This window comes from Bacteroides xylanisolvens XB1A (assembly GCF_000210075.1).
In the GTDB taxonomy this organism is placed as follows: Bacteria; Bacteroidota; Bacteroidia; order Bacteroidales; family Bacteroidaceae; genus Bacteroides; species Bacteroides xylanisolvens.
Window position 1 is genome coordinate 2,878,698 of sequence record NC_021017.1, and the last position, 24,744, is coordinate 2,903,441.

Annotated in this window: 26 protein-coding genes and 1 tRNA gene; 26 read left to right on the forward strand and 1 reads right to left on the reverse strand. The window is 40.5% G+C overall.

What is annotated here, in order from left to right:
• From BXY_RS11280 to folK, 15 genes are all read left to right on the forward strand, one after another.
• A partial coding sequence (locus tag BXY_RS11280) for an N-acetylmuramoyl-L-alanine amidase (protein WP_243442489.1) occupies positions 1–399 on the forward strand: 399 nt, incomplete at its 5' end.
• Positions 400–404: 5 nt separating this feature from the next.
• Complete coding sequence (locus BXY_RS11285; RefSeq protein ID WP_005681936.1) at positions 405–500, forward strand: smalltalk protein; 96 nt, start codon at positions 405–407, stop codon at positions 498–500.
• 98 nt (positions 501–598) lie between these two features.
• Positions 599–3,604: a hypothetical protein gene (locus BXY_RS11290; RefSeq protein ID WP_008641557.1), complete on the forward strand. Its 3,006-nt coding sequence runs from the start codon at positions 599–601 to the stop codon at positions 3,602–3,604.
• Complete coding sequence (locus BXY_RS11295) at positions 3,601–7,911, forward strand: polymorphic toxin type 10 domain-containing protein (protein ID WP_008641558.1); 4,311 nt, start codon at positions 3,601–3,603, stop codon at positions 7,909–7,911. Before BXY_RS11290 ends, BXY_RS11295 begins: the two co-directional genes overlap by 4 nt.
• A complete protein-coding gene (locus BXY_RS11300; protein ID WP_008641559.1) occupies positions 7,911–8,186 on the forward strand; it encodes an Imm27 family immunity protein in 276 nt (91 codons plus the stop codon). Before BXY_RS11295 ends, BXY_RS11300 begins: the two co-directional genes overlap by 1 nt.
• Positions 8,187–8,327: 141 nt before the next feature.
• On the forward strand, positions 8,328–8,465 hold the full coding sequence (locus BXY_RS11305) for a hypothetical protein (RefSeq protein WP_008641560.1): 138 nt from the start codon (positions 8,328–8,330) through the stop codon (positions 8,463–8,465).
• A 288-nt stretch (positions 8,466–8,753) separates the two neighbouring features.
• The gene (locus tag BXY_RS11310) at positions 8,754–8,984 is read left to right on the forward strand and encodes a hypothetical protein (protein WP_008641561.1); all 231 of its coding nucleotides are present in this window, start codon (positions 8,754–8,756) and stop codon (positions 8,982–8,984) included.
• Between the two features lie 4 nt (positions 8,985–8,988).
• A complete protein-coding gene (locus BXY_RS11315; protein ID WP_008641562.1) occupies positions 8,989–9,246 on the forward strand; it encodes a hypothetical protein in 258 nt (85 codons plus the stop codon).
• A 508-nt stretch (positions 9,247–9,754) separates the two neighbouring features.
• On the forward strand, positions 9,755–10,654 hold the full coding sequence (locus tag BXY_RS11320) for a methyltransferase domain-containing protein (RefSeq protein WP_008641564.1): 900 nt from the start codon (positions 9,755–9,757) through the stop codon (positions 10,652–10,654).
• 3 nt (positions 10,655–10,657) lie between these two features.
• Entirely contained in the window at positions 10,658–11,539 is an 882-nt protein-coding gene (locus tag BXY_RS11325; RefSeq protein WP_004322593.1) for a cell division protein FtsX, read from the forward strand.
• Between the two features lie 113 nt (positions 11,540–11,652).
• Entirely contained in the window at positions 11,653–11,895 is a 243-nt protein-coding gene (locus BXY_RS11330) for a DUF3098 domain-containing protein (protein WP_004298881.1), read from the forward strand.
• 2 nt (positions 11,896–11,897) lie between these two features.
• Positions 11,898–12,752, forward strand: a complete 855-nt coding sequence (locus tag BXY_RS11335) for an undecaprenyl-diphosphate phosphatase (protein ID WP_015531949.1) — start codon at positions 11,898–11,900, stop codon at positions 12,750–12,752.
• Positions 12,752–13,474 (forward strand): tRNA pseudouridine(55) synthase TruB, encoded by a 723-nt coding sequence (gene truB, locus BXY_RS11340; protein WP_004298886.1) that lies wholly within the window; start codon positions 12,752–12,754, stop codon positions 13,472–13,474. The genes BXY_RS11335 and truB overlap by 1 nt, the downstream gene beginning before the upstream one ends.
• Positions 13,475–13,491: 17 nt before the next feature.
• Positions 13,492–14,550, forward strand: coding sequence for a tRNA preQ1(34) S-adenosylmethionine ribosyltransferase-isomerase QueA (queA, locus tag BXY_RS11345; protein WP_004298889.1), 1,059 nt, complete (start codon positions 13,492–13,494; stop codon positions 14,548–14,550).
• Positions 14,550–15,035, forward strand: coding sequence for a 2-amino-4-hydroxy-6-hydroxymethyldihydropteridine diphosphokinase (gene folK / locus BXY_RS11350; protein ID WP_004307794.1), 486 nt, complete (start codon positions 14,550–14,552; stop codon positions 15,033–15,035). Before queA ends, folK begins: the two co-directional genes overlap by 1 nt.
• Here the strand turns inward: folK and BXY_RS11355 are convergent.
• Positions 15,010–15,198, reverse strand: a complete 189-nt coding sequence (locus BXY_RS11355) for a hypothetical protein (RefSeq protein WP_004302899.1) — start codon at positions 15,196–15,198, stop codon at positions 15,010–15,012. The genes folK and BXY_RS11355 overlap by 26 nt on opposite strands.
• 230 nt (positions 15,199–15,428) lie before the next feature.
• On the opposite strand from BXY_RS11355, the gene metK reads away from it, so the two are divergent.
• The 11 genes from metK (at position 15,429) to BXY_RS11410 (ending at position 24,674) form a co-directional block, all read left to right on the forward strand.
• Positions 15,429–16,721, forward strand: a complete 1,293-nt coding sequence (gene metK / locus BXY_RS11360) for a methionine adenosyltransferase (protein ID WP_004298895.1) — start codon at positions 15,429–15,431, stop codon at positions 16,719–16,721.
• Positions 16,722–16,903: 182 nt separating this feature from the next.
• Entirely contained in the window at positions 16,904–18,571 is a 1,668-nt protein-coding gene (locus BXY_RS11365) for a tetratricopeptide repeat protein (RefSeq protein ID WP_008641568.1), read from the forward strand.
• A gap of 126 nt (positions 18,572–18,697) precedes the next feature.
• Positions 18,698–19,069, forward strand: coding sequence for a DUF3244 domain-containing protein (locus BXY_RS11370; protein WP_008641569.1), 372 nt, complete (start codon positions 18,698–18,700; stop codon positions 19,067–19,069).
• A gap of 500 nt (positions 19,070–19,569) precedes the next feature.
• Entirely contained in the window at positions 19,570–20,157 is a 588-nt protein-coding gene (locus tag BXY_RS11375; protein ID WP_032841920.1) for an LOG family protein, read from the forward strand.
• A complete protein-coding gene (locus tag BXY_RS11380) occupies positions 20,154–20,987 on the forward strand; it encodes a DUF4271 domain-containing protein (RefSeq protein ID WP_008641572.1) in 834 nt (277 codons plus the stop codon). The genes BXY_RS11375 and BXY_RS11380 overlap by 4 nt, the downstream gene beginning before the upstream one ends.
• Before the next feature lie 4 nt (positions 20,988–20,991).
• Positions 20,992–21,738, forward strand: coding sequence for a uroporphyrinogen-III synthase (locus BXY_RS11385; RefSeq protein WP_008023747.1), 747 nt, complete (start codon positions 20,992–20,994; stop codon positions 21,736–21,738).
• Between the two features lie 5 nt (positions 21,739–21,743).
• Entirely contained in the window at positions 21,744–22,133 is a 390-nt protein-coding gene (gene rnpA / locus BXY_RS11390; protein WP_009040713.1) for a ribonuclease P protein component, read from the forward strand.
• On the forward strand, positions 22,130–22,405 hold the full coding sequence (gene yidD / locus BXY_RS11395; protein WP_008641574.1) for a membrane protein insertion efficiency factor YidD: 276 nt from the start codon (positions 22,130–22,132) through the stop codon (positions 22,403–22,405). Before rnpA ends, yidD begins: the two co-directional genes overlap by 4 nt.
• A gap of 24 nt (positions 22,406–22,429) precedes the next feature.
• Positions 22,430–23,116 carry a TatD family hydrolase gene (locus BXY_RS11400; RefSeq protein WP_008641575.1) on the forward strand — a complete coding sequence of 229 codons (687 nt, stop codon included), beginning with the start codon at positions 22,430–22,432 and terminating at the stop codon, positions 23,114–23,116.
• Positions 23,117–23,203: 87 nt separating this feature from the next.
• Positions 23,204–24,496, forward strand: a complete 1,293-nt coding sequence (gene tyrS, locus BXY_RS11405) for a tyrosine--tRNA ligase (RefSeq protein ID WP_008641576.1) — start codon at positions 23,204–23,206, stop codon at positions 24,494–24,496.
• 107 nt (positions 24,497–24,603) lie between these two features.
• Positions 24,604–24,674, forward strand: a tRNA-Gln gene (locus BXY_RS11410).
• The last annotated feature ends 70 nt before the right edge of the window (positions 24,675–24,744 follow it).

Consider the following 24,744-nt stretch of genomic DNA (forward strand, 5'->3'; position numbering starts at 1 on the left):
TGCAAGGATGGAACAGTGCACCTCACCCGCCCCATCGAACGTGTCGGAGCGCACGCAAAAGGTTTCAATGCTCATTCAATAGGTATCTGCTATGAGGGTAGTCTGGACTGCCGGGGACGCCCGGCAGATATCCGGACTCCGGCACAGCGGGCCACGCTCCGGCAACTCGTCGGGCAACTACAGGAGAAATTCCCCGGCTGCCGGGTATGCGGACACCGGGGTCTTTCACCGGACTTGAACAGAAACGGTGAGATAGAACCGGAAGAGTGGATTAAATCGTGCCCGTGTTTTGAGGTGGCAAAGGAATTCAAGGAACTTGAGGAGTTTGCTGTCAAAACAGAAAACACGGAAGAACACAGAGTAACACAACACATTAAAGAACAGAAAGGAGGTAAATGATGGCAATGAAGAAATCAGTATGGGATATGATCCTGAAGGTGGTTATCGCAGTGGCTTCAGCTTTGGCTGGCGTTTTGGGCGCTAACGCGATGAATCTGTAATTAGTTGAATTGTGGGACGTGCGCGCCGTCCCACAATTTTGATGGTTAGATAATTAATTGAACGATAGATAATTAGAAATATAAAAATATTTATTAAAATGCAGAAAACAATATATATACAGAAGATTTTTTTACTCATTGTAGTGACTTTCAGTTACTCAATTGCTATGGCGCAGCAGTTTAAGTCGCCGGATGTGATACCGTCTTCTCCCCAAAGTCAGTTAATAGAAAATTTTTATGAGAAATATTTCAATAATGATATTTCAGCTCGTGGAGAAAAGACTATTGATATCAATTTATATGATATTGAAGTGAAAGGCCTCAATATTCCCATTAATATCTCATATAATACTTGTGGAGTCAAATATAAACAATCGTCTGGTGATGTCGGAGTGGGCTGGACATTATCCCCTGCCGCCAGAATATCTAGGACGATTATTGGCTATCCGGACGAAGCAATGAAAAGAGTTCCTACATTATTTGATGATTTAAATAAATTGAATAATCATATTGATGTAGACAAATATCTGTCTGCTTTTTCGTCCGGAATAATGGGTAATGTCTCCTATTTCTCTGTCGCATCGCGGGACCAGGGATGTGATATTTTTACATTTAGTACATTAAGCGAGAGTGGTCATTTTGTTTTTCCGGATCCGTCTACATTGGATAAGGTTGAAATCCTGGAAAAGATAAATTGCCAAATTACTCCTATCTTAACAGGAGGATTGCTGACCGGGTTTCAAATTGTTGATGGGCATGGTATTACTTATAATTATGGTGGTAATGCCAGCGAACATGTTCATGAGGATGCCTATCGAACGGATATTTCGTCGGGAACTACAGGATGGGCTCTGAAAAGTATTGTAACGACGAAAAATGATACGGTTCGTTTTGACTATGTCGGATATACGGACCGTTCTATTACAGAGCCGGAATATAAGACGTTGTCTGTAAATGATTCTTATGCTTACCGTATGTACGTACAAGATGAAGGAGATGTCCAAGTACAACAAGAATATGAATTAAGCATTGCGCTGAACTTTAATATAACTTTACCCAACTATACAACTTTCTTATTGTCAGGGATTGAGGCGAATGGAATAAAAGTGAATTTCTTTCGTGCGTCGGCAGATGGCATTTACTCCAACGCAGTAGATAGTATAACCGTTGTCGATAAACAGTCTGGTGATATTATAAAACAAATCAACCTCTCATATTCCGGGATGAACAAACGACCGCATTTCTTTTTAGACAGGCTGGAAATGGATGGCCAAAAATATTATTTGTCATATTATACACCTTCTGACTTAGGATTGGGTGAATATGATAATACGCATTATACATCTGATTTATGGGGATATTATTTGTATTCTTCCACATCGTTGGATAAAGTGGATCTGCCTGTAATAAGCCGTGAATTTGTAGATGATAGTTTTGTGTTTTTTAAACCCGTTCCTGGAGCAAGCTTGTACGATGATGTCATCAAGAAATTATCCCGGATTATTCCAAATGTGAATTTCAAAAATGATTCGGATAACACAAAAGCACATCTTTTTTCTCTGAAGAAGATATATTTTCCTACCGGTGGGTCACAAGAATTCATATATGAACCCAATGAGTATTTATTGAATTCCGCTCGTGTGAAGGGGGCCGGTATCAGATTGAGTAATGTTAAAACTTATGATGATAATGGCAATTTACATGAGCAAAGGTATAAATATGGAGAAAATGAGGATGGGATTGGTGTTCCTAGTTTTCATTTGAGTTGTGAAACCTTTGCAGATGTGAAACAGAACAGAATACAATATAGTACATCTCCAGGGCTTTATGATTATGTCTCATTTTGCTCACGTATTTATTCTCCGGTGGCTTTTGGAGATGCTAACATTAGTAGTAATTTTTTTGTAGAATATCCGCAAGTACATGTATATAATAAACAGGAAAAGGGTGAAAATAAGATTTCGTATCTTTTTAACCTGCTTCAACCTCTTTACATAGATGTGATGCCTGAAAATACTAATGAGAAATATGTAGGAAGCCCTGATTTACTGAATAACAGGGGATGGAAATCTTATATACACAGATATCAATATGGAATAAAGACTAACATTGCATCATGCCGGTACTTTAATTCGGACGGACGTTTAGTTAAAAAGGAAGATTATACCTATTGTAGAAGCGCTGGTTTGGTTATGGACGGAGGAATTAAGATGGAGCAAGTTGTTATTCCTGTTTATCAGGATACGTATGATTTTGCTCATACGATCGAGCTTTCCAGGCCATCTCTTTTCAAATATATGACTTACTCGGTCATGTCCGGAAGGGATTTGTTGAGTAAGAAAGTCGTCAGTGAATATTTTGCCGGGGGAACAGTTGTGTCAGAAGAAGGTTATGTCTATGATGATAAGAACCAGTTGATAAAAGTTATTCGTACCTCTCAAAATGGTGGTGGTGATTGTAGGATAAAGAATATAAAGTACCCCTATAACTATACAGATGCCATAAGTAATCTTATGGTAGAAAGGAATATGCTCGATTATCCGGTTGAAACTATAACCGAATATAATGGTGAGGAAGTTTATCGTGAACAGATAAAATATGGACTGTATCAAAATCTGCTATTACCTGCTTATGTTGATATATCTCACGATGGACTCCTTGGGCTGAAAAGAGAAATGACTTATGTTTCGTATGATAAAAAAGGAAATATATTAGAATATGTTGATAAAAATAATAATCATACCTGCTATATATGGGGATATAATTATAAATATCCTATAGCGGAAATACAAGGGGCGACATACGACTCTGTAAAAAGCGTTTTAGGTCATGAAAATAATGATTTATCCTATCTGCAAGGATATGGAGAATATCAATTAGAGCGTGAGCTAAATAAACTACGGATGGCTTTTAGAGATAACCATCCGGTCTTTATTAAAACGTTTCTGTATAAACCGTACGTCGGGGTTACTTCAATTACTACTTCTGATGGCTTTACTACTAAATATGGCTATGATCAGTTTGGGTACCTTAAAGAATCTTATTTGGAAAGAAACGGAAGAAAACAATTAATTCAGGAATTTAAATACAATTATAAGCTATGATAAAACAACTTCGGATCATAATATTATTCATATTGTTGGGTACAGGCACTTGTCTAACAGCACAAAATAATACTGTCACTCCTTTATTTGCGGGAAAAATCGGCTATCATCAATATTTTGGGAATGATATTCTACTTAAAGACGTAGTTTCTCCTTCAGGGGGGAACGGGACTTATTCTATATCGTGGGAATACCGGTATACTGATTCAAATGAATGGAGTGAGATTACCCGGCTTGCTCAATCTGACTATGAGGGGGGATGCTTGGTTTCATCCCAACTTTTCAATACATACAGAGCGGAAGGAGTATATATCAGAAGAAAGGTTGTAAGTGGTACCTTGGTTGCATATTCTTCGGATATTAGAGTGAAAAGGCTCACAGAACCTTTGTCTTTTACCAATAGAGGCGGGGAGGCTTATATTGATCTTACCAAGCATTGTCCTTCGCTGCCCGGTGATTTTATCTGTACAGAGTTATGGCTTGGAGAAAATACATCTGATTGGTGTAGTTTCCTGTATACCGGATGGGAAAATACTGATCATCCTGCTACTGTAAAAATAGAAGTTATGAGAAATTTTGGAGATCACCGTAGCGGGCAGATTGAACTTCTGTATCGTGGATTTTCACGTAATAGCAATTTTTCTGTAGACATGAGTAACTACCAGAAGTATAAAGTTACCGTAAAAGTTGAACAGAGCTGGAATTTTACCGATGATGTTTTCTTGTTGCTTTTACCTACACAGGAGGAACCTATTAATCCGGGTGAAACTTCTTATGGTGTTTGGGTGGATAATGATGGGATGAGGGATGATTTGTTCAGATGGTGGCAATACAGTCATGACCAGATACATTGGGTAGATGTCTTTGATGTACCGGATTTGAGAACAGTATATCAGCCGGGTCCGTTGTATCAAACCACTTATTTCAGAATGATGGCTAATGACGGGGTCGATGTATATACTTCGAATATTGTGTCTATAAAGGTGCGTGAGAAATTGAACCTTTCGTCAAAGAATTACATACATACGCGTACTTATACTACTCCGGATGGGATGGAATTCAGGGATGATGTTGAATATTTTGACGGTTTGGGACGTTCCATTGAAAATGTCAAAGTGAAGCATAGTGTTGATGATACGGATCTGTTGTCAATTACAGAGTATGATAAAATGGGACGTTTATTTAGAGAATGGCTGCCTGGGGTATCGGAATCCGGCAATTGTGGTGCATTTGTCGAAGCGGAAGAGTTGAAGAATAGTTCCGTCTTGTCTAATGGAAACGATGTTATGCCTTATACAAAAACGTTATATGAAAATTCGGCTATAGGGAAAGTGGAGAGCCGATATGGTCCGGGTATGGAATGGCATAATCGGGGAAAAGGGATTAATAGCAGATATTTAACAAATGTGTCTAAAGATACTACCTTGCTGGACTTGTGCGATTCATTGGTGTGCTTGCGTTATACCGTGCCGACTGATAGAACACGACTTTTTGTTAGTTGTGCAGGAACCTATGCTTCCGGGGAACTATATGTCGTAAAAGAGGTTGATGAAGACAATCATGTAAGGTATGAATTTACGGATAAAGAAGGAAGGATCGTGCTGACTCGCAGTATAAATGGTAATGAAGGAATGGATGACACATACTATATATATGATATATTCGGAAATTTACGGGTTGTTCTTCCTCCGATGTGTTCTGCCAATTTTTATTCAGGTTCTCTTACGGATAGTGCTTCTGTTTTATCCGATTATGCTTTCTTGTATAAATACGATACCCGTAACCGTTGTATTGGGAAAAAACAGCCTGGTTGCGAGTGGGTGGAATTAGTGTATGATCGTTGCGACCGGTTGATTTTTACTCAAAATGGAAAAGAACGGGCAAATAATGAATGGGCTTTTCATTTGGAAGATTTGTCAGGGCGGTCTGTGTTGACCGGTGTTTACCTCGGTACGCCTGATTTTCAGAATTGTGCTTCAGAGGATATTTATGCTGAATTTACTTCAAATACAGATTCGCCTTACTATGGATATACTATTTATGGATTGCAGAATCATTATTTGGACATACAACAGGTTTATTTTTATGATACTTATGAATATCAGAACTTATTGCCGGATTCTTTGTCTTCACTATGGTATGTATTTGATAATAATTACGGGGAACGCTATGAGAATAGCCAGAGTTCACCTCATTGCAAAGAACAGCTAACAGGAAGTATCGTTCGAATATTGGGAACGGAAGAATACCAATATGCCAGTTATTATTATGATTATTATCATAATCTGATTCAGGAACGTAAGACGACATCGGGTGGAAATAAGAAAGTAAATAAATCGCTTTTTAATATTCTCAAGCAGCCTGTGAGTGTCCGCTCGGAATACGAAGGAGGAGTTTTAAATAAATTGTATAGTTATGATCGTGCAGGAAGGCTGATTCACGAAAGACATTGTGTCGTAAGTAAGGATACTGTTGATCTGTTGTATGGTTATGACAAGTTAGGAAGGCTAAAAAGACTGGAACGTATTCATGGAAAAGATTCGGTAATTACAGAAAATGCCTATAATATACGTAGCTGGCTGACCGGTATTGATAGTAATGCAGGGTTTGTAGAGCAATTGCATTATGTGGACGGATTGGGGATTCCCTGTTATAATGGAAATATTAGTAGTATGACATGGGAGGTTGATGGTATGAAAAGAGGTTATAAATTTATGTATGATGGCAGAAGCCGCCTGCTTCGTGCTGTATATGGTGAAGGTGAAGGCTTGAATGTCAATCAGGATCGTTTTAATGAAGAGATAACCGGGTATGATAAAAATGGGAATATCCTTGGTATTAAAAGATGCGGAAAGAGATCAGAGGATGAATATGGCTTAATAGATAACCTTGTCATGAGTTATAATGGAAATCAATTGAAGGCTGTATCTGATAGTGTAACAGGTTCTGCCCATGCTGATAGTTTTGAATTTAAAGATGGAGCAGATCTGCCGGTCGAATACTATTATGACTCAAACGGAAATTTAATACAAGATTTAAACAAAAAGATTTCTGAAATTCAGTATAATTGTTTAAATTTACCCAGCCGTATAGAGTTTGAGGATGGAGGTGTTATTTCCTATCTTTATGATGCCAAAGGAACAAAGTTCCGAACAACGCACGTAATAGCCGGAAAGACCACAACTACTGATTACTTTGACGATGCGATCTATGAAAATGGTGTGCTCACTACTTTGTTGACGGAGTTGGGATATATCTCCCTTGTTGATGGCAAGTATCATTATTACTTGAAAGATCACCAGGGTAATAATCGTGTGGTTGTGGGACAGAATGGCAGTGTGGAGGAGGTGAATCATTATTATCCTTTTGGTGGTACATTTGCTTCGACTTCATCTGTCCAGCCTTACAAGTACAACGGTAAGGAACTGGATAGACAAGGTGGTCTTGACTGGTATGATTATGGGGCGAGACATTATGATGTGGCGTTAGGGAGATGGCATGTTGTAGATCCGATGGCGGAGAAATATTATTTGTGGTCTCCGTATGCGTATTGCCTGGGAAATCCGGTGAGGTTTATTGATCCAACAGGGATGGTTACGGAAATTCCTCCGGGTTTCTGGGCATCTTTTGGCAAAGGCTTCTCTCAACCGTTTGTTAGTTTTTGGAATGCCGTTACTCATCCGGTGGAAACCGTTACGAATGTAGTGAATTCTATAAAGAGCGTAACTCCTACCGAAGCAGGGTTTGGTGTTGGTGAGCAAGTGCTAAGAAGTCCAATGAGTCCGTTAGGCAGTACGTTTAATCAACTGGATGTGGCACAAGCCATCGCATATGATAAGGCCAATGGTACCATGACTTCAGCAGAAGTTATTGGGAATCAGTGGGGAGATATCGCGTTTGATGCCGTAACAACAGCGGTAGGTGCAGGAGTAGGAAGAGGTACTGGACTTTACAAAGGGCAGACCCTTGTAACCAATAGTATACCTCAAAAGGTTGCTCGTGTCATCCCTGATGGAATAAAAACTTCTATGCTTGGAGCTCCTAATCAATCTGATGTATTTGTTACCGCAGCTAAAGACATAAAGGGATTAAATGCAATGCAGATAGCTAATAAATTGACAATACCTCAAAGTAGTTCTGGATTTAAGGTGATTGAATTTAGAACTCCGATGAATGGTCTTGCTTCTCCAATAAATAGAACAAATCCTGGATTTGTAGGAAAAGGAAGAACTTTAGGGGGAGCTAGAGAATTTACTATACCAAATCAACAAATACCTAAAGATGCCATAATTAAAATTGTAAAATAATGATATATTCAAATGAAACTGAATTTGCAGGTTCCTGGTTATTAGAAAATGGGAATGTAAAAGATGATAATGTATCTATGCGTATTAAAGATTTAATCGTTAATTATTTATCAGAAATAGCAATGACTGATGATGGGTGGCAACGGCTATATCAAGACCCTAATGACGGACGATATTGGGAGTTGTCATATCCACATTCAGATTGGGAAGGAGGAGGACCACCATCACTTAAGAATATATCACAGCTTGAGGCTAAAAATAAATATAAAATTTAATATTGTCTTTATGGTCGTTATAATTTATGCTACAAAAGTACACGCATACGCGATATATAGCAAATCTAATTTACATTAACTCTATTATTAATCTAGATCATGTAAATATTGCGGATTTTATCGTATTAAAACCATAATAATATGAATAAATATGAAGGTATGACTGTCAATGAATGTCTTTATGTTAGTGGCTTAATAGATGAATTTTATAAAGCAGTTGAGAAAAAAAGATATCGAAGCTGTTATATCCATCTTAAAAAGGGTGGAGTTATCGAATAATCAAATTGAGCCTATTTTAGTAACGTTAAATTTACCCTATATTTAATAGTTTGTTTAATTTGCCCTGATATAATTTGCTTAGAAAATGGGTAATTTGTATCAGGGTATTTTATATTCGCAGAGGTTATTGGGAATCAGTGGGGAGATATCGCATTTGATGCCGTAACAACAGGAGCAGGAGTAGGAAAAGTTACCGGAACGTTAGGAAAAGCGAGTTCGGGTGTAGAAAAGGTGAAAGGGTTAGGTAATCCATTCAAGAATATGACACTTGACTAGGTCAGGACATCGATGGATAAGCATGTAGGTGCAGGAAAACTGAAAGTAGTTGTTGTTGATCGTGAAACAGGACTTAATAAAACTTATTCTAATAATAAATCTGGATATTCTTATAATTTGGATGAAGGAGGTCCTACAAGAATTGGTAGAAAGAAAATGATAGAGCCGCCTCATATTGATGTGAACTATCCAAAACCTAAGCCTAAGAATATTGAAAAGAAAAAATTATTTGTAAACTATTAATATTATGATTAGCGTAATAACAAGTGGAATGGAAAGTAGAGTGTATCTCGACAATGAAGGTATTGATGATATGATTCATTATTTAACTTATTTGAGAGAGAAAAATGAGACAACTTATGATCTAATCGAAGGCAATGAGTTAGATAGACTTGATGAGGATCTAGTTCTTGATGGCTTTGAGCATATAACACATCTGGAATTGATATACATCAATGCCTTTGATAGAGATGATGGTACAGTAAGAATCATAGAGGAGGATTAATATTTCTTACCATTCTCGTGTTTTACCCTGGTATAAGTTGATTAGAAAACAACCAATTTGTATCAGGGTATTTTATATTCTTTATTATGATGCCAAAGGAGCAACGTTCCGAACAATATACATAATAGTTGATGGGTGAAGTGCATACAAGATGTATAGGTGGTATTAGTAGGACGTAACTTGCTTATGTTGTATAATAAAGCTCCATTTGATCCGGAATCTACGGCAAGCACCGGAACCTGGGGGCAGGGCATAGACAACTTCCGTCAACCCAGCTACAGAAACATGGGCTTTTCCGTTAATCTGACTTTTTAATCTTCCTTCAAAAAGATATTTTGTCCCGATATGAGCTGTCAAAACTACTCTCATCTTGTATCGGGGCAACTCTTCTATTAAAAGTCCTTAACGAAAGCCCATTACATCACTTTTTATTTGTTTCTTTGCACCAAATTCGGGTATAGTGTTGTCTTGTCATTCGAGGCAGCACTTAATTTTGCTTAGATAGTTAATGGAGAAACTCAGTATAAATGCTTGTCCGGTGTGTGGCGGTACGCACTTGAAACGCGTCATGACTTGTACGGATTTTTATGCTTCGGGCGAACAGTTTGAACTGTATTCGTGTGAGGACTGTGGATTTACATTCACACAAGGAGTTCCCGTGGAAGCAGAGATAGGCAAGTATTATGAGACTCCCGACTATATTTCTCACACTGATACGCGCAAGGGGGCGATGAATAATATCTACCATTACGTACGTTCTTATATGCTGGGCCGCAAAGCGCGCTTGGTAGCTAAAGAGGCGCATCGTAAAACGGGGCGTTTGCTCGATATAGGTACGGGAACCGGTTACTTTTCCGATACAATGGTTCGCCGGGGATGGAAGGTAGAGGCAGTGGAGAAAAGCCCGCAGGCACGTGAGTTTGCAAAAACGCATTTCGAACTGGATGTAAAGCCTGAATCGGCTCTGAAAGAGTTTGCTCCTGCTAGTTTTGATGTTATCACTCTCTGGCATGTGATGGAGCATCTCGAATCTTTGAATGAGACTTGGGAAACGCTTCGCGAATTGCTGACAGAAAAAGGAGTATTGATTGTGGCAGTACCCAACTGCTCTTCTTATGATGCCAAGCGCTACGGTGAATATTGGGCGGCTTATGACGTTCCCCGTCATCTCTGGCATTTCACTCCGGGCACTATACAGCAGCTGGCTTCCCGTCATGGCTTTATTATGGCGGCACGTCATCCGATGCCGTTCGATGCGTTTTACGTATCTATGTTGAGCGAGAAACATCGTGGCAGTTCATGCAGTTTCCTGAAAGGGATGTTTGCCGGGACGTTGGCCTGGTTCAATGCTTTGGGAAGGAAAGAACGCAGCAGTTCAATGATTTATGTATTCCGAAAAAAAAGATAACGCATGGGAAATCAAAACAAATATAAGTCAGGTTCGATTTTCGACATGCAGTTCATCACGTCGAGTATCAGTACGACATTAGTGTTGCTGTTGCTGGGACTGGTTGTCTTCTTCGTATTGACAGCACACAATCTTTCCGTATATGTCCGCGAGAATATCAGTTTCTCCGTTCTTATCAGTGACGACATGAAAGAAGCGGATATACTGAAACTTCAGAAGAAGCTGAATCAGGAACCTTTCGTGAAACAATCCGAATATATCTCTAAAAAACAAGCACTGAAAGAACAGACGGAAGCAATGGGAACCGATCCGGAAGAATTCTTGGGCTATAACCCTTTTACCGCTTCCATTGAAATCAAACTCCATTCCGACTATGCAAACTCCGACAGCATTGCGAAGATAGAGAAAATGATTAAAAAGAACACCAACATACAAGATGTGCTCTATCGAAAGGAGTTAATTGACGCCGTGAATGATAACATACGAAATATCAGTCTGGTACTGCTTGCCTTGGCGGTAGTGCTTACTTTTATCTCTTTTGCCCTGATAAACAATACCATAAGACTGGCTATTTACTCCAAACGCTTCCTCATTCACACCATGAAGTTGGTAGGAGCGAGTTGGGGATTCATCCGGGGGCCATTCCTTCGAAAGAATGTATGGAGCGGGATATTGGCAGCCATCGTTGCCGATTCCATATTGATGGGGACCGCTTATTGTGCCGTGACGTACGAACAGGAATTGCTTCAGGTCATCACGCCTGAAGTCATGTTGATAGTCTGTGCAAGCGTATTGGCGTTTGGAATTGTAATAACGTGGCTATGCGCCTATTTCTCCATGAATAAATACTTGAGAATGAAAGCAAACAGCCTGTACTATATTTAGCGGATGGCGAATGGCTGACGGCAAACCTGTGTTTGCGTGTGATTAGCATCCGTAACAACCGACTGATAGATTAAGGGAATGATTGAAATTAGTAATTTGTAATTAAATAAACTATGTCTGACAAGCAGAAATTTGCCTTTGATAAAGTGAACTTTATCTTGCTCGCGATAGGGATGGCGATTGTTATTATCGGCTTTCTATTGATGACGGGACCTACATCGTCCGAAACCTCTTTTGAACCCGATATTTTCAGTGTACGCAGAATCAAGGTAGCGCCAGTCGTTTGCCTGTTTGGCTTCTTGTCTATGATTTACGCTGTATTACGCAAACCTAAAACACAAAAAACAGAAGAATAAAGATGGGGGATTTAACAACATTTGAGACGATTATTATTGCTATTGTAGAAGGGTTGACAGAGTTTCTACCGGTTTCTTCTACAGGACACATGATTATTACACAAAACATATTAGGAGTAGAAAGTACAGAATTTGTAAAAGCATTTACTGTAATTATTCAGTTTGGCGCAATTCTTTCAGTTGTCTGCCTTTACTGGAAACGCTTTTTCCGGTTGAACCATACACCGGCTCCTGCAGGCGCTTCCGCTTTGAAGTGTTTTCTGCATAAATTCGATTTTTACTGGAAACTGCAGGTTGCTTTTATTCCTGCTGCAATTTTGGGTTTCCTGTTTAGCGATAAGATAGACGAGATGCTGGAAAGTGTAGCGATAGTGGCAGTGATGCTGGTAATCGGTGGTATATTCATGCTGTTTTGCGATAAGATTTTTTCGAAGGGAAGTGAAGATACCGTGCTGACTGAAAAAAAGGCATTCAATATCGGTTTGTTTCAGTGTATTGCTATGATACCGGGAGTATCCCGTTCGATGGCTACCATTGTCGGAGGTATGGCCCAGAAGCTGACTCGTAAGGATGCTGCCGAATTTTCATTCTTTCTTGCCGTGCCAACTATGTTTGCGGCAACCGGTTACAAGGTGTTGAAACTCTTCCTGGATGGTGGCACCGAGATTCTTGTCAACAACATGCCGGCACTTATTATCGGTAATGTGGTGGCTTTTGTCGTTGCTTTGCTGGCTATCAAGTTCTTTATTAGCTTTGTTACGAAATATGGCTTTAAGGCGTTTGGCTGGTATAGAATTATTGTTGGCGGAACCATTCTGGTAATGCTGCTGCTTGGATACAACTTAGAAATTGGCTGATGAATTTTAAAAAGGGAGAAGTACTGTTTTTCAATAAACCTTTCGGATGGACTTCATTTAAAGTAGTAGGGCACGCCCGCTATCATATTTGCCGTCGGATCGGAGTGAAAAAACTAAAAGTCGGGCATGCCGGAACACTGGACCCTCTTGCAACAGGGGTGATGATTGTATGTACAGGCAAGGCAACCAAACGAATAGAAGAGTTTCAATATCATACGAAGGAGTACGTAGCAACGTTGCGCTTGGGCGCTACTACCCCGTCATACGATTTGGAACATGAAATAGATGCCACCTATCCTACCGAGCATATCACAAGGGAACTGGTGGAAGAAGTGCTGACGCACTTTATCGGTGCCATCGATCAGGTCCCCCCTGCCTTCTCTGCCTGTATGGTAGACGGCAAGCGTGCTTATGAACTGGCCCGGAAAGGAGAAGAAGTCGAACTAAAAGCAAAACAGCTTGTTATCGACGAGATTGAATTGCTGGAATGTCGCCTGGATGATCCGGAACCGATGATTCAAATCCGTGTCGTATGCAGCAAAGGGACTTATATCCGCGCCTTGGCCCGCGACATCGGCGAAGCACTCCATAGCGGAGCTCACCTGACAGGATTGATCCGTACCCGTGTAGGTGATGTCCGGTTGGAAGACTGTCTGAATCCCGAACACTTTAAAGAGTGGATCGACGGACAGGAGATAGAAAATGAGGAAGAAAATAATTAACGTAATAAGGAATAGATATGAAATTATCACAATTCAAATTTAAGTTACCCGAGGATAAGATCGCTCTACATCCTATGAAATATAGGGATGAGTCTCGTTTGATGGTATTGCATCGTAATACAGGTAAGATTGAGCACAAGATGTTCAAAGATGTGTTGGACTACTTTGATGATAAAGATGTGTTTATATTCAACGATACGAAGGTATTCCCTGCCCGCTTGTATGGTAACAAGGAAAAGACAGGTGCTCGTATCGAAGTATTCTTGTTGCGTGAGTTGAATGAAGAGCTTCGTTTGTGGGACGTATTGGTCGATCCGGCACGTAAGATACGTATCGGTAACAAGCTGTATTTCGGGCCGGACGATTCAATGGTGGCTGAAGTGATTGATAACACCACTTCTCGCGGACGTACGCTCCGTTTTCTTTATGACGGACCTCATGACGAGTTCAAAAAGGCACTGTATTCTCTGGGTGAAACTCCACTCCCCCATTCTATTATCAACCGTCCCGTAGAACCGGAAGATGCTGAACGCTTCCAGTCTATTTTTGCAAAGAACGAGGGTGCGGTGACTGCTCCGACTGCTAGTTTGCACTTCAGCCGTGAGTTGATGAAACGTCTGGAAATCAAAGGTGTGGACTTTGCATATATCACTTTGCACGCTGGTCTGGGTAACTTCCGCGACATCGACGTAGAGGACTTGACGAAGCATAAGATGGATTCGGAACAAATGTTTGTAAACGAAATGGCGGTGAAAACCGTGAATCGTGCCAAAGATAACGGTAGAAATGTATGTGCGGTAGGTACGACAGTGATGCGTGCTATTGAAAGTGCAGTCAGCACTGACGGACATCTCAAGGAATTTGAAGGATGGACTAACAAGTTTATCTTCCCTCCGTATGAATTTACCGTAGCCAATTCAATGATTTCCAATTTCCACATGCCACTTTCTACCTTACTGATGATTGTAGCTGCTTTTGGTGGTTATGACCAGGTGATGGATGCTTATCATGTAGCATTGAAAGAAGGTTACCGTTTCGGCACGTATGGAGATGCAATGCTGATTTTGGACAAATAATGGCAAAAGTTTATCTGGGACTCGGCACTAATCTTGGGGATAAAGAACAAAATCTTCGGGATGCCGTGCAAAAAATAGAAGAGCAGGTAGGGAAAATAGTTTCCCTGTCTGCTTTTTACGTTACTGCTCCTTGGGGATTTTCTTCCGATAACAGTTTCCTGAATGCGGCGGTTTGTGTAGATACCGAATTGGCTCCCATAGACGTTTTACAGAGAACGCAGGCGATTGAACAGGAATTGGGACGTACGAAGAAATCCGTCAACGGCATATATAGCGACCGCCTGATTGATATTGATCTGTTGCTTTATGGTGATTTGATACTTTCCACCACTTCTCCTTCAGGAGCAAAGTTGATCCTCCCCCATCCGTTGATGGCAGAACGTGACTTCGTCATGAAACCACTGGCGGAAATTGCTCCCGGATTAGTGCATCCGGTACTTGGAAAAACGATGAAGGAGCTTACTTCTTCTTTTTCTCCGCAATAAATACCGGTAAATAGGCAATGCATCCTATCAATACTGCATACAGCAAATGAATCTCCTGAAACGGCTTATCGATGAAATGGCAGACAATGGCATAGATGGCAATCGTGAAGCCTATATAAAGAGCCAGCACCAAAAGCGTTTTTAATTTCTTATTTAGAATCATTATAAATCTATTTATGTGTTAAATACGTGGCAAAGATACTCATTATCTCCGAAATCTCTTTATCTTTGCAACCGAAATGAAAGTGTGGACAGATTTGAGTAGCTTGCAACCACGGAAAAAAATGCTAAAACACGTCTGATTGACGCCTTTCGGTTTATCCTTTGCAGCACTCGCCTCTCCTACTCTCTCTCATTTTTTAATTTTCAATTTTTAATTCTTAATTTAAAAAGATGGGATACTTATTTACATCCGAATCGGTGTCAGAAGGACACCCCGACAAGGTGGCCGATCAAATATCGGATGCCGTGCTTGACAAACTGTTGGCTTACGACCCCAGTTCGAAAGTAGCTTGCGAAACACTAGTGACTACCGGACAAGTGGTGCTAGCGGGTGAAGTGAAAACAAAAGCGTACGTTGACCTCCAGCTCATCGCGCGCGAAGTGATTAAGAAAATCGGTTATACCAAAGGAGAGTACATGTTCGAAAGTAACTCTTGTGGCGTACTTTCCGCTATTCATGAGCAAAGTCCCGATATCAACCGTGGTGTAGAGCGTCAGGACCCGATGGAACAGGGTGCAGGCGACCAGGGTATGATGTTTGGCTACGCTACCAATGAAACGGAAAACTATATGCCGCTTTCTCTTGATCTGGCACACCGCATTCTGCAAGTGCTGGCCGACATTCGTCGTGAAGGAAAGGTGATGACTTACCTCCGCCCCGATGCCAAAAGCCAGGTTACTATCGAATATGATGACAACGGAACTCCTGTTCGCATCGATACAATCGTTGTTTCTACGCAACATGATGACTTTATCCAACCGGAAGATGATTCTCAAGCCGCCCAGCTGAAAGCTGACGAAGAAATGCTGTCTATCATCCGCCGTGATGTGATTGAAATTCTGATGCCTCGTGTCATTGCTTCTATCCATCACGATAAAGTGTTGGCACTGTTTAATGATAAAATCATTTATCATGTGAATCCTACGGGCAAGTTCGTAATTGGTGGTCCTCACGGAGATACCGGTTTGACAGGTCGTAAGATTATCGTTGATACTTATGGTGGTAAAGGTGCTCACGGTGGTGGTGCTTTCTCCGGAAAAGATCCTAGCAAGGTAGACCGTAGTGCAGCTTATGCAGCACGCCATATCGCAAAGAATATGGTTGCGGCAGGTGTAGCAGATGAAATGCTTGTACAGGTGAGCTATGCTATCGGTGTGGCTCGTCCGATCAATATTTTTGTAGATACTTATGGCCGTTCCCACGTCAACATGACGGATGGTGAGATTGCCCGCGTTATCGATCAGTTGTTCGATCTTCGCCCGAAAGCAATCGAAGAACGTCTGAAACTTCGTAATCCTATTTATCAGGAAACAGCCGCTTATGGTCACATGGGACGTGAACCGCAAGTGATAACGAAGAAGTTTTCTTCTCGTTACGAAGGAGATAAAACAGTGGAAGTGGAACTCTTTACATGGGAGAAACTCGACTACGTAGATAAAATTAAAGCTGCTTTTGGTCTGTAAAACAGTCTGAAAGCGAGCTTGGCTCATTCGATAAGAGCCACAATCTCAACTCCTTCTAGTAGGATATGAGGTTGTGGCTCTTGATTTTAAATAAGTTATATTTAAATAAATGTTTTTTGGCTACTAAGTATGTTTTATCGGAAATTGCTACTTTTGTATCGTAAAATAAAACAGACTGCTAAATGAAAACAAGATGTTGTTGTTCTAAACGCTATTTATTGGTGTTCTCTATTTTACTTGTCAGCGTAGGTAGCATTTTTATGTCTGTCTCTCTTTCTTCCTGTTCCTCTCCTTCAGTGAAGAATCAATTGTTATTATGCGCTGATTCATTAATGGAGACATATCCAGATAGTGCTTTGTCTATTTTGGAATCAATTACTTATCCACAGAAGATGCCACGTGCTGACCGGGCGCTTTATGCGCTACTGCTCACACAGGCACGGCATAAAAACTATATTGCTTTAGAGGATGATTCGTTGATAAAAACGGCTGTTGACTATTATGGCGATAAGAAGAAAAGTCTGCGTGCTGCAAAGGCTCATTATTACTGGGGAGCTATTTATAGCGAGAAAGGATATGCCTCATTTGCCGTCGAAGAATATCTGACGGCAATTCGATTGATGCCTGTTAGGAATGAATTCTTAGCAATGATTTATGATAATCTTGCAGAATGTTATGAAGAGGATCGTTTGTACAATGTAGCAATAGAAAACTATCGTGCGGCTTATCAGATATTGAAAGGCAAAGATGAACAGACATATCCGATGAGAGGGATTGCGCGTGTGTTTTTATTGCAAAATGAAAAGGATAGTGCATTATATTATTATCAACAAGCTCTTGATTGTGCATTGGCAGATCAAGATTCTAGTTTGATAGGAGCTCTTTATCACGATTTAGCTATGGTTTATAGTGAGAAAAAGGATTATATTCAAGCAGATAAATTTGTGTCGAAAGCAATTCTATTACAGGGGCAGGATGCTATTAATACTTGTTTGTCAAAGGCTCAAATTATGTTGAATCTGAATAAACTAGATTCTGCCAGTTATTTTTTTAGTAAGAACATGGATGAGCTTGATATTTATGGAAAGGCCGTTTGTTATGATGGTATGTATCAGATAGCGAAGAGAAAGGGAGAGTGGAAAACTGCAACAGAGAATATGGATGCTTATAAGATACTTTATGATTCTATGCAGATTATGACTGATAATGAGGAGCTAAACCGCCTTATGGATAAACATCAACTGGAAGAGCATAAAAGATTATTGTCAGAGCATACTAGAACGCTAATTTTTAGTTTGATTACTGCATTTTCTTCTTTAATGATTATATGTGTTTTCTGTTTTATGTGGAACGACAGAAAAAGGAAAAAGCATTATATAGCTCTACAGCATGAATTGACCCAAAAACGAGTGGATACTATGCTGTTAAAAGAAGAAGAGCTTTCTGAATCTAATAAGGAACATATAGATAAGAAAAGATCGGAATTGACCGAACAACAGATTCAATTATGTATATCAGTACTTAAAACAACTGATTGCTACGATCAATTGGAAGCGTTGGAGAGAGCAACTCCTAAACAGTTATTGGTGATGCGTAGCTTGAGGAAGGAAATACGTTCTGATATTTCTAATGCATTTGTTGATGTGATGATGAACTTAAAAGAACGTTATCCTGCTTTAACTGGTGATGATGTGTTTTTTTGTGTTCTTTCATTACTTTGTTGCTCAAAAACTGTTGTAATGGAGTTAATGGATGCCACATCAGATGCTCTTAAAACACGTAAAAATCGCATAAAGAATAAAATGGATGCACAAATTTTTGAGCGTGTGTTTGGTGTTGATAATCAGTGAGATGTGATACGAACTTTTTGTTTGTTTTATTTTTTAATGAATGTCTGTTACCATTGTTACCACATAATAATCGTTTCTTTTGCTTCATCTGTGTATTTTTGAAGCGAAATTTTAAACCCATTTATTATGAAAGCTAAATTCTTACCTTTTTTATTGTTGGCTGTTTTACTTCAAGTGAGTACGTTTTCCTTTGCAGATGAAATGATATCTGCGCGTGAAATCAGATTGAAAAATAAAACTAAGGTACAACATCGGTCTATTCCTGTTACTCCTGAAGCTTTTATTGAAAACTCATTATTGTCTATTGATCTTCTTTCTACTGTTCCTGTTGTGACTGTTATTATAAAAGATGCAGAAACAGAAGAAGTTGTTTATACTTCTACTGATTTAAATGTAAATAAGGTTTATGTCGATCTTGCTGGTGAGGAAAAAGGTAAATATATCTTGGAAATACAGCTTTCGGAGGAGGCCTTTACCGGAGATTTTGAATTAGAATAAATCTTTGAAATATATATTATTTGCAACTAACATAATGATGATATACCTAAATCATTAACTGATGAAGCCCCGCTGTTGAAATATATGGCGCATTGCTGAAATGGCGATTAGATGACCGAAAGGGGAAAGATCGGTAAATTCTATCCGTGGGCTTAATAAACCTTGTGAAAGGCGCATAAAGGTATATTGAAACGTAGAATTAAAATCACTTTTTTAAATTGTATGCTGAATACTACTGGTAGGGTGTTCGAATGATTTTATGATTCGAATAATAAAGTTCATTCAGCAACAATTTGATACACCTGTTAGTAGATGAGATATCTGTGATAGATGTATTCTTTGTGAGAAAGGTTCTTGGACTTCTGGATAAGGAGTCCAAGATTTTTTTTATAGGGATAGATAAATGTAGAGATAAAAATGATCTCTGATTAAGTTGAATGTGAATAACGGAATTTTTTCGTAATTTTGCCTTCTCGATATAATAATGGATAGTGATGAAGATGAATCAGATAAATTCCGTATGTGTATATAGCGCTTCCAGTACCAAGATAGACGCTGTTTATTTCCAAGCAGCCGATACTCTCGGGCGTTTGCTTGCCGAACACCGTATTCGTTTGATAAATGGAGCCGGAAGTATTGGCCTGATGCGTTCTGTGGCAGATGCTGTATTGAAAAATGGTGGTGAGGTGACAGGTGTGATTCCTCGTTTTATGGTGGAGCAAAACTGGCATCATACGGGATTGACAGAACTGATTGAAGTAGAATCCATGCACGAACGCAAGCGGAAGATGGCAGATTTGAGCGATGGTATTATTGCTTTGCCCGGTGGATGCGGTACCCTTGAAGAACTGCTGGAGATTATTACCTGGAAACAATTGGGATTATATCTCAATCCGATTGTAATCCTCAATATAAACGGATTCTTCGATCCACTCCTCGAAATGCTTGAAAAAGCTATTGATGAGAACTTTATGCGCCGGCAGCATGGCGATATATGGAAAGTGGCGCAGACGCCGGAAGAAGCGGTTCAATTGCTTTATGAAACTCCTGTATGGGACATTTCCATTCGTAAATTTGCAGCGATATGATAGGCGACACACTAAGTTCCCGAAGTGCGGATACGCTGTCCCTTCTTCGGCAGAACCAGACTAGTCCGGCAAAGGCGGACACTGATAGTCTGCAGTTGGTTGATCTTCATGCTGTGCAAGAAGTTGATTCCGGCTTTGAGGGGACACCTATCTCCTACTCTCCCCGCACGGACGATGCCATTGCGTTGACCTTGCTGGCTTGCTTCTTTCTTTCCTCCATAGCCTTGGCGCGCGGAAAGAAATTTCTCTCCCAACAGGTGAAAGACTTTGTATTGCACCGTGAACGAACGAGTATTTTTGATAGTTCTACGGCAGCCGATGTGCGTTATCTCCTTGTGCTTGTGTTGCAGACTTGTGTCTTGTCGGGTATCACATTTCTCAATTATTTTCATGATACATGCCCTGCTTTGATGAACCGGGTATCCCCCCTCCTTTTGCTGGGTATCTACGTTGGATTCTGCCTTGCTTATTTCTTACTAAAATGGCTGATTTACATGTTTCTTGGGTGGACGTTTTTTGATAAAAATAAGACAAATATATGGCTGGAATCCTATTCTGCGCTCATATATTATGTCGGATTTGCCCTCTTTCCATTCGTTCTTTTTCTAGTTTATTTTGATTTAAGTCTCACAAATTTGGTCATAATTGGGGCTATTATTTTAATTTTCACTAAAATATTGATGTTTTATAAGTGGATAAAGCTTTTTTTTCATCAATTTAGCGGGCTTTTCCTATTAATTTTGTACTTTTGCGCTCTTGAAATAGTACCTTGTTTGCTACTCTATCAAGGTATGATTCAAATGAACAATATTTTGCTAATAAAATTTTAGGACGTTGAAAATTAAAAAAGTACTAGTGTCGCAGCCTAAGCCTGCGTCAGAGAAATCTCCCTATTACGACATAGCTGAAAAGTATGGCGTTAAAATAGATTTCCGACCATTTATTAAGGTTGAAAGTCTTTCGGCGAAAGAATTTCGGCAACAGAAAATTTCGATTCTCGACCACACTGCCGTAATATTCACTTCGCGCCATGCTATTGACCATTTTTTCACTTTGTGTACTGAATTGCGCGTGACAATTCCCGAAACGATGAAGTATTTCTGCGTGACGGAAGCTGTTGCATTGTATATTCAGAAATATGTGCAATACCGCAAGCGTAAGATCTTCTTCGGAGCTACCGGAAAGATTGAGGACCTGATACCTTCCATTGTGAAGCATAAAACGGAGAAATATCTCGTTCCGATGTCAGACGTACACAATGACGATGTGAAAAACTTGCTCGACAAGAATAACATTCAGCATACAGAAGCTGTGATGTACCGTACAGTGAGCAACGACTTTACACCGGACGAGGAGTTTGATTATGACATGTTAGTGTTCTTCAGCCCTGCCGGAGTGACTTCATTGAAGAAGAACTTCCCTGATTTTAATCAGAGAGAGATTAAGATCGGCACTTTCGGCTCTACTACCGCACAGGCTGTACGTGACGCAGGTCTCCGTCTGGACCTTGAAGCTCCTACGGTGCAGGCTCCGTCAATGACTGCCGCACTTGATATGTTTATCAGAGAAAACAATAAATAAACAGAGTGGGTATATATACTTTGTGTAAAGCCGAAAGGCTGAATAGTAAAATTTTGATCGGAAAGATGTTTGAAGGCGGCGTTTCGAAGTCGTTTTCCATCTTTCCGATACGCGTTGTATATATGCCTGTTGAGCAGGGCGAGGCTCCTGCTTCTATATTAATCAGTGTATCGAAACGTCGTTTTAAACGAGCGGTGAAACGCAACCGTGTGAAACGTCAGATACGCGAAGCCTACCGGAAGAACAAATCTCTCCTGGTGGACGAATTGCAACGCCGGGAGCAGCGGTTAGCCGTTGCCTTTATCTATCTGTCGGACGAGCTTATTGCAACTTCCGAATTGGAAGAAAAGATGAAAATAGCGCTTGCGCGCATCTCTGAAAAACTATCCTCATGAAACCTCGTAACTCCCGGATATCTGCCCTGTGGGTATTCGTAACGGGAATTTTGAGGAAAGTATTCTCTTTCTTGTTGCTTGTTCCCATCTACTTTTACCGGGTTTGTATTTCGCCTCTTACTCCTCCCTCTTGTCGATTCACGCCAACTTGTTCGGCTTATGCCGTCGAAGCAATTAAGAAACACGGTCCCGTAAAGGGGCTTTATCTCGCTGTGCGGCGCATTTTGCGATGCCATCCCTGGGGTGGCTCCGGCTATGATCCCGTACCTTGAAGCAACTAAAATGAGAAATAGAAGATGAAAAAGAATGTGACTGACATTTTGGATATTCATACTCATAAACTGGAGGCCGATTCTCTGGGAAAATCTATCGTGAATTATCCGCTGTTGGCGGACTCTCCATTGTATATGCCTTTCGCAGGAGATGTGGAAGTGGATAGGGGATATTATTATTCTGTCGGCATTCATCCCTGGGAGTTGACAGAGCATAATGCCGGACAGCTTTTGGATTATCTTAAGCAGCAGTTGCGGAAAAAGCAGTTTGTCGCCGTAGGAGAAGCGGGATTGGATAAATTGGCAGTAGCTTCAATGGAACTTCAGTTAACGGTGTTTAAAGCGCAGGTGAGGCTGTCGGAAGAGTATGGTTTGCCGTTGATTATCCACTGCGTGAAAGCAATGGACGAGCTGTTAGCAGTGAAAAAAGAATTTCGTCCCCAACAAGCTTGGATATGGCATGGTTTCCGTGGAAAAACGGAGCAGGCGGTGCAGTTGCTAAAGAAGGGCTTTTATCTTTCTTTGGGAGAGTATTATTCTGATGAAACGATGCAGACAGTACCCGACGAACGGTTGTTTCTGGAAACGGACAACAGTTCGCTTGATATTGAAGATATCCTGTGTCGGGCAGCCAAAGTGCGTGGGGTAGAAGTGGAAGTGTTGCGTGAGACGATCCGCCGAAATATCCAAAATGTCTTTTTTAGGGCATAAGAGTTGTATCTTCCGAGAAAGAGTCGTACTTTTGTCGCACATGGGATTGAAATACAATAAAAAACAACTAATTAATAGAGTAATACGATGAATTTTGTAGAAGAATTGAGATGGCGTGGCATGTTGCAGGACATCATGCCGGGAACAGAAGAGTTGTTAAGCAAAGAGCAGGTGACTGCCTATTTGGGTATCGACCCGACTGCTGATTCGCTACACATTGGTCACCTTTGTGGAGTGATGATCCTTCGTCATTTCCAACGCTGCGGTCATAAGCCGTTGGCACTGATCGGTGGCGCTACAGGTATGATTGGAGACCCTTCCGGAAAATCAGCAGAACGTAACCTGCTGAACGAGGAAACATTGCGTCACAATCAGGCATGTATCAAGAAACAGCTTGCCAAGTTCCTCGACTTCGAGTCGGATGTGCCTAACCGTGCCGAACTGGTGAACAATTATGACTGGATGAAAGATTTCACTTTCCTCGATTTTGCTCGCGAAGTAGGTAAGCACATTACTGTGAACTATATGATGGCAAAAGACTCTGTAAAACGCCGTCTGAATGGTGAAGCGCGTGATGGATTGTCATTTACCGAGTTCACTTATCAGTTGCTTCAAGGATATGACTTCCTTCATTTGTATGAAACAAAGGGCTGTAAGCTTCAGATGGGTGGTTCTGACCAATGGGGAAACATTACTACCGGTGCCGAATTGATCCGCCGTACCAATGGGGGAGAGGTGTTCGCACTGACTTGCCCGCTGATTACAAAAGCTGACGGCGGTAAGTTTGGTAAAACAGAATCCGGAAATATCTGGCTGGACCCTCGCTATACTTCACCTTACAAGTTCTATCAATTCTGGCTGAATGTAAGCGACTCCGATGCCGAGCGTTATATCAAAATCTTCACTTCTATCGAAAAAGAAGAAATTGAAGCACTGATTGCCGAACATCAGGCTGCTCCGCACTTGCGTCTCCTTCAGAAACGTCTGGCTAAAGAAGTAACTGTGATGGTTCACTCGGAAGAAGATTATAACGCAGCGGTTGACGCATCCAATATTTTGTTTGGTAATGCTACTTCCGACGCTTTGCGCAAATTGGACGAGGATACATTGCTGGCTGTATTTGAAGGAGTACCCCAATTTGAGATTTCCCGTGATGCGTTGGCAGAAGGAGTGAAGGCAGTAGATTTGTTCGTCGATAATGCGGCTGTATTTGCTTCGAAAGGTGAGATGCGTAAGTTGGTTCAAGGCGGTGGCGTTTCATTGAACAAAGAGAAACTAACGGCCTTTGATCAGGTAATCACAACTGCTGACTTGCTCGATGAAAAATATCTGCTTGTTCAGCGCGGTAAAAAGAACTATTTTTTGCTGATTGCAAAGTAATAATGCACGATTCACTCGATAGAATGTAAAAAAGTGAACGAAATATTTGGAGGTTTGCTTGCAAACCTCTATCTTTGCACCGCTTTTTAACAGAAAGCACATAAGTTTGGACTATGGTGTAATGGTAGCACAACAGGTTTTGGTTCTGTTTGTCCAAGTTCGAATCTTGGTAGTCCAACGAAGAAAAGCCCCGAAAGAGACATCTTTCGGGGTTTTTCTTTCGTGACTCTGAAGTCGTCGTTTTTGGG

Bases quoted from the DNA above. Each gene is read 5' to 3' on its own strand.
- BXY_RS11285 (WP_005681936.1), top strand. From the start codon at position 405: ATGAAGAAATCAGTATGGGATATGATCCTGAAGGTGGTTATCGCAGTG.
- BXY_RS11290 (WP_008641557.1), top strand. From the start codon at position 599: ATGCAGAAAACAATATATATACAGAAGATTTTTTTACTCATTGTAGTG.
- BXY_RS11295 (WP_008641558.1), top strand. From the start codon at position 3,601: ATGATAAAACAACTTCGGATCATAATATTATTCATATTGTTGGGTACA.
- BXY_RS11300 (WP_008641559.1), top strand. From the start codon at position 7,911: ATGATATATTCAAATGAAACTGAATTTGCAGGTTCCTGGTTATTAGAA.
- BXY_RS11305 (WP_008641560.1), top strand. From the start codon at position 8,328: ATGAATAAATATGAAGGTATGACTGTCAATGAATGTCTTTATGTTAGT.
- BXY_RS11310 (WP_008641561.1), top strand. From the start codon at position 8,754: ATGGATAAGCATGTAGGTGCAGGAAAACTGAAAGTAGTTGTTGTTGAT.
- BXY_RS11315 (WP_008641562.1), top strand. From the start codon at position 8,989: ATGATTAGCGTAATAACAAGTGGAATGGAAAGTAGAGTGTATCTCGAC.
- BXY_RS11320 (WP_008641564.1), top strand. From the start codon at position 9,755: ATGGAGAAACTCAGTATAAATGCTTGTCCGGTGTGTGGCGGTACGCAC.
- BXY_RS11325 (WP_004322593.1), top strand. From the start codon at position 10,658: ATGGGAAATCAAAACAAATATAAGTCAGGTTCGATTTTCGACATGCAG.
- BXY_RS11330 (WP_004298881.1), top strand. From the start codon at position 11,653: ATGTCTGACAAGCAGAAATTTGCCTTTGATAAAGTGAACTTTATCTTG.
- BXY_RS11335 (WP_015531949.1), top strand. From the start codon at position 11,898: ATGGGGGATTTAACAACATTTGAGACGATTATTATTGCTATTGTAGAA.
- truB (WP_004298886.1), top strand. From the start codon at position 12,752: ATGAATTTTAAAAAGGGAGAAGTACTGTTTTTCAATAAACCTTTCGGA.
- queA (WP_004298889.1), top strand. From the start codon at position 13,492: ATGAAATTATCACAATTCAAATTTAAGTTACCCGAGGATAAGATCGCT.
- folK (WP_004307794.1), top strand. From the start codon at position 14,550: ATGGCAAAAGTTTATCTGGGACTCGGCACTAATCTTGGGGATAAAGAA.
- BXY_RS11355 (WP_004302899.1), bottom strand. From the start codon at position 15,198: ATGATTCTAAATAAGAAATTAAAAACGCTTTTGGTGCTGGCTCTTTAT.
- metK (WP_004298895.1), top strand. From the start codon at position 15,429: ATGGGATACTTATTTACATCCGAATCGGTGTCAGAAGGACACCCCGAC.
- BXY_RS11365 (WP_008641568.1), top strand. From the start codon at position 16,904: ATGAAAACAAGATGTTGTTGTTCTAAACGCTATTTATTGGTGTTCTCT.
- BXY_RS11370 (WP_008641569.1), top strand. From the start codon at position 18,698: ATGAAAGCTAAATTCTTACCTTTTTTATTGTTGGCTGTTTTACTTCAA.
- BXY_RS11375 (WP_032841920.1), top strand. From the start codon at position 19,570: ATGAATCAGATAAATTCCGTATGTGTATATAGCGCTTCCAGTACCAAG.
- BXY_RS11380 (WP_008641572.1), top strand. From the start codon at position 20,154: ATGATAGGCGACACACTAAGTTCCCGAAGTGCGGATACGCTGTCCCTT.
- yidD (WP_008641574.1), top strand. From the start codon at position 22,130: ATGAAACCTCGTAACTCCCGGATATCTGCCCTGTGGGTATTCGTAACG.
- BXY_RS11400 (WP_008641575.1), top strand. From the start codon at position 22,430: ATGAAAAAGAATGTGACTGACATTTTGGATATTCATACTCATAAACTG.
- tyrS (WP_008641576.1), top strand. From the start codon at position 23,204: ATGAATTTTGTAGAAGAATTGAGATGGCGTGGCATGTTGCAGGACATC.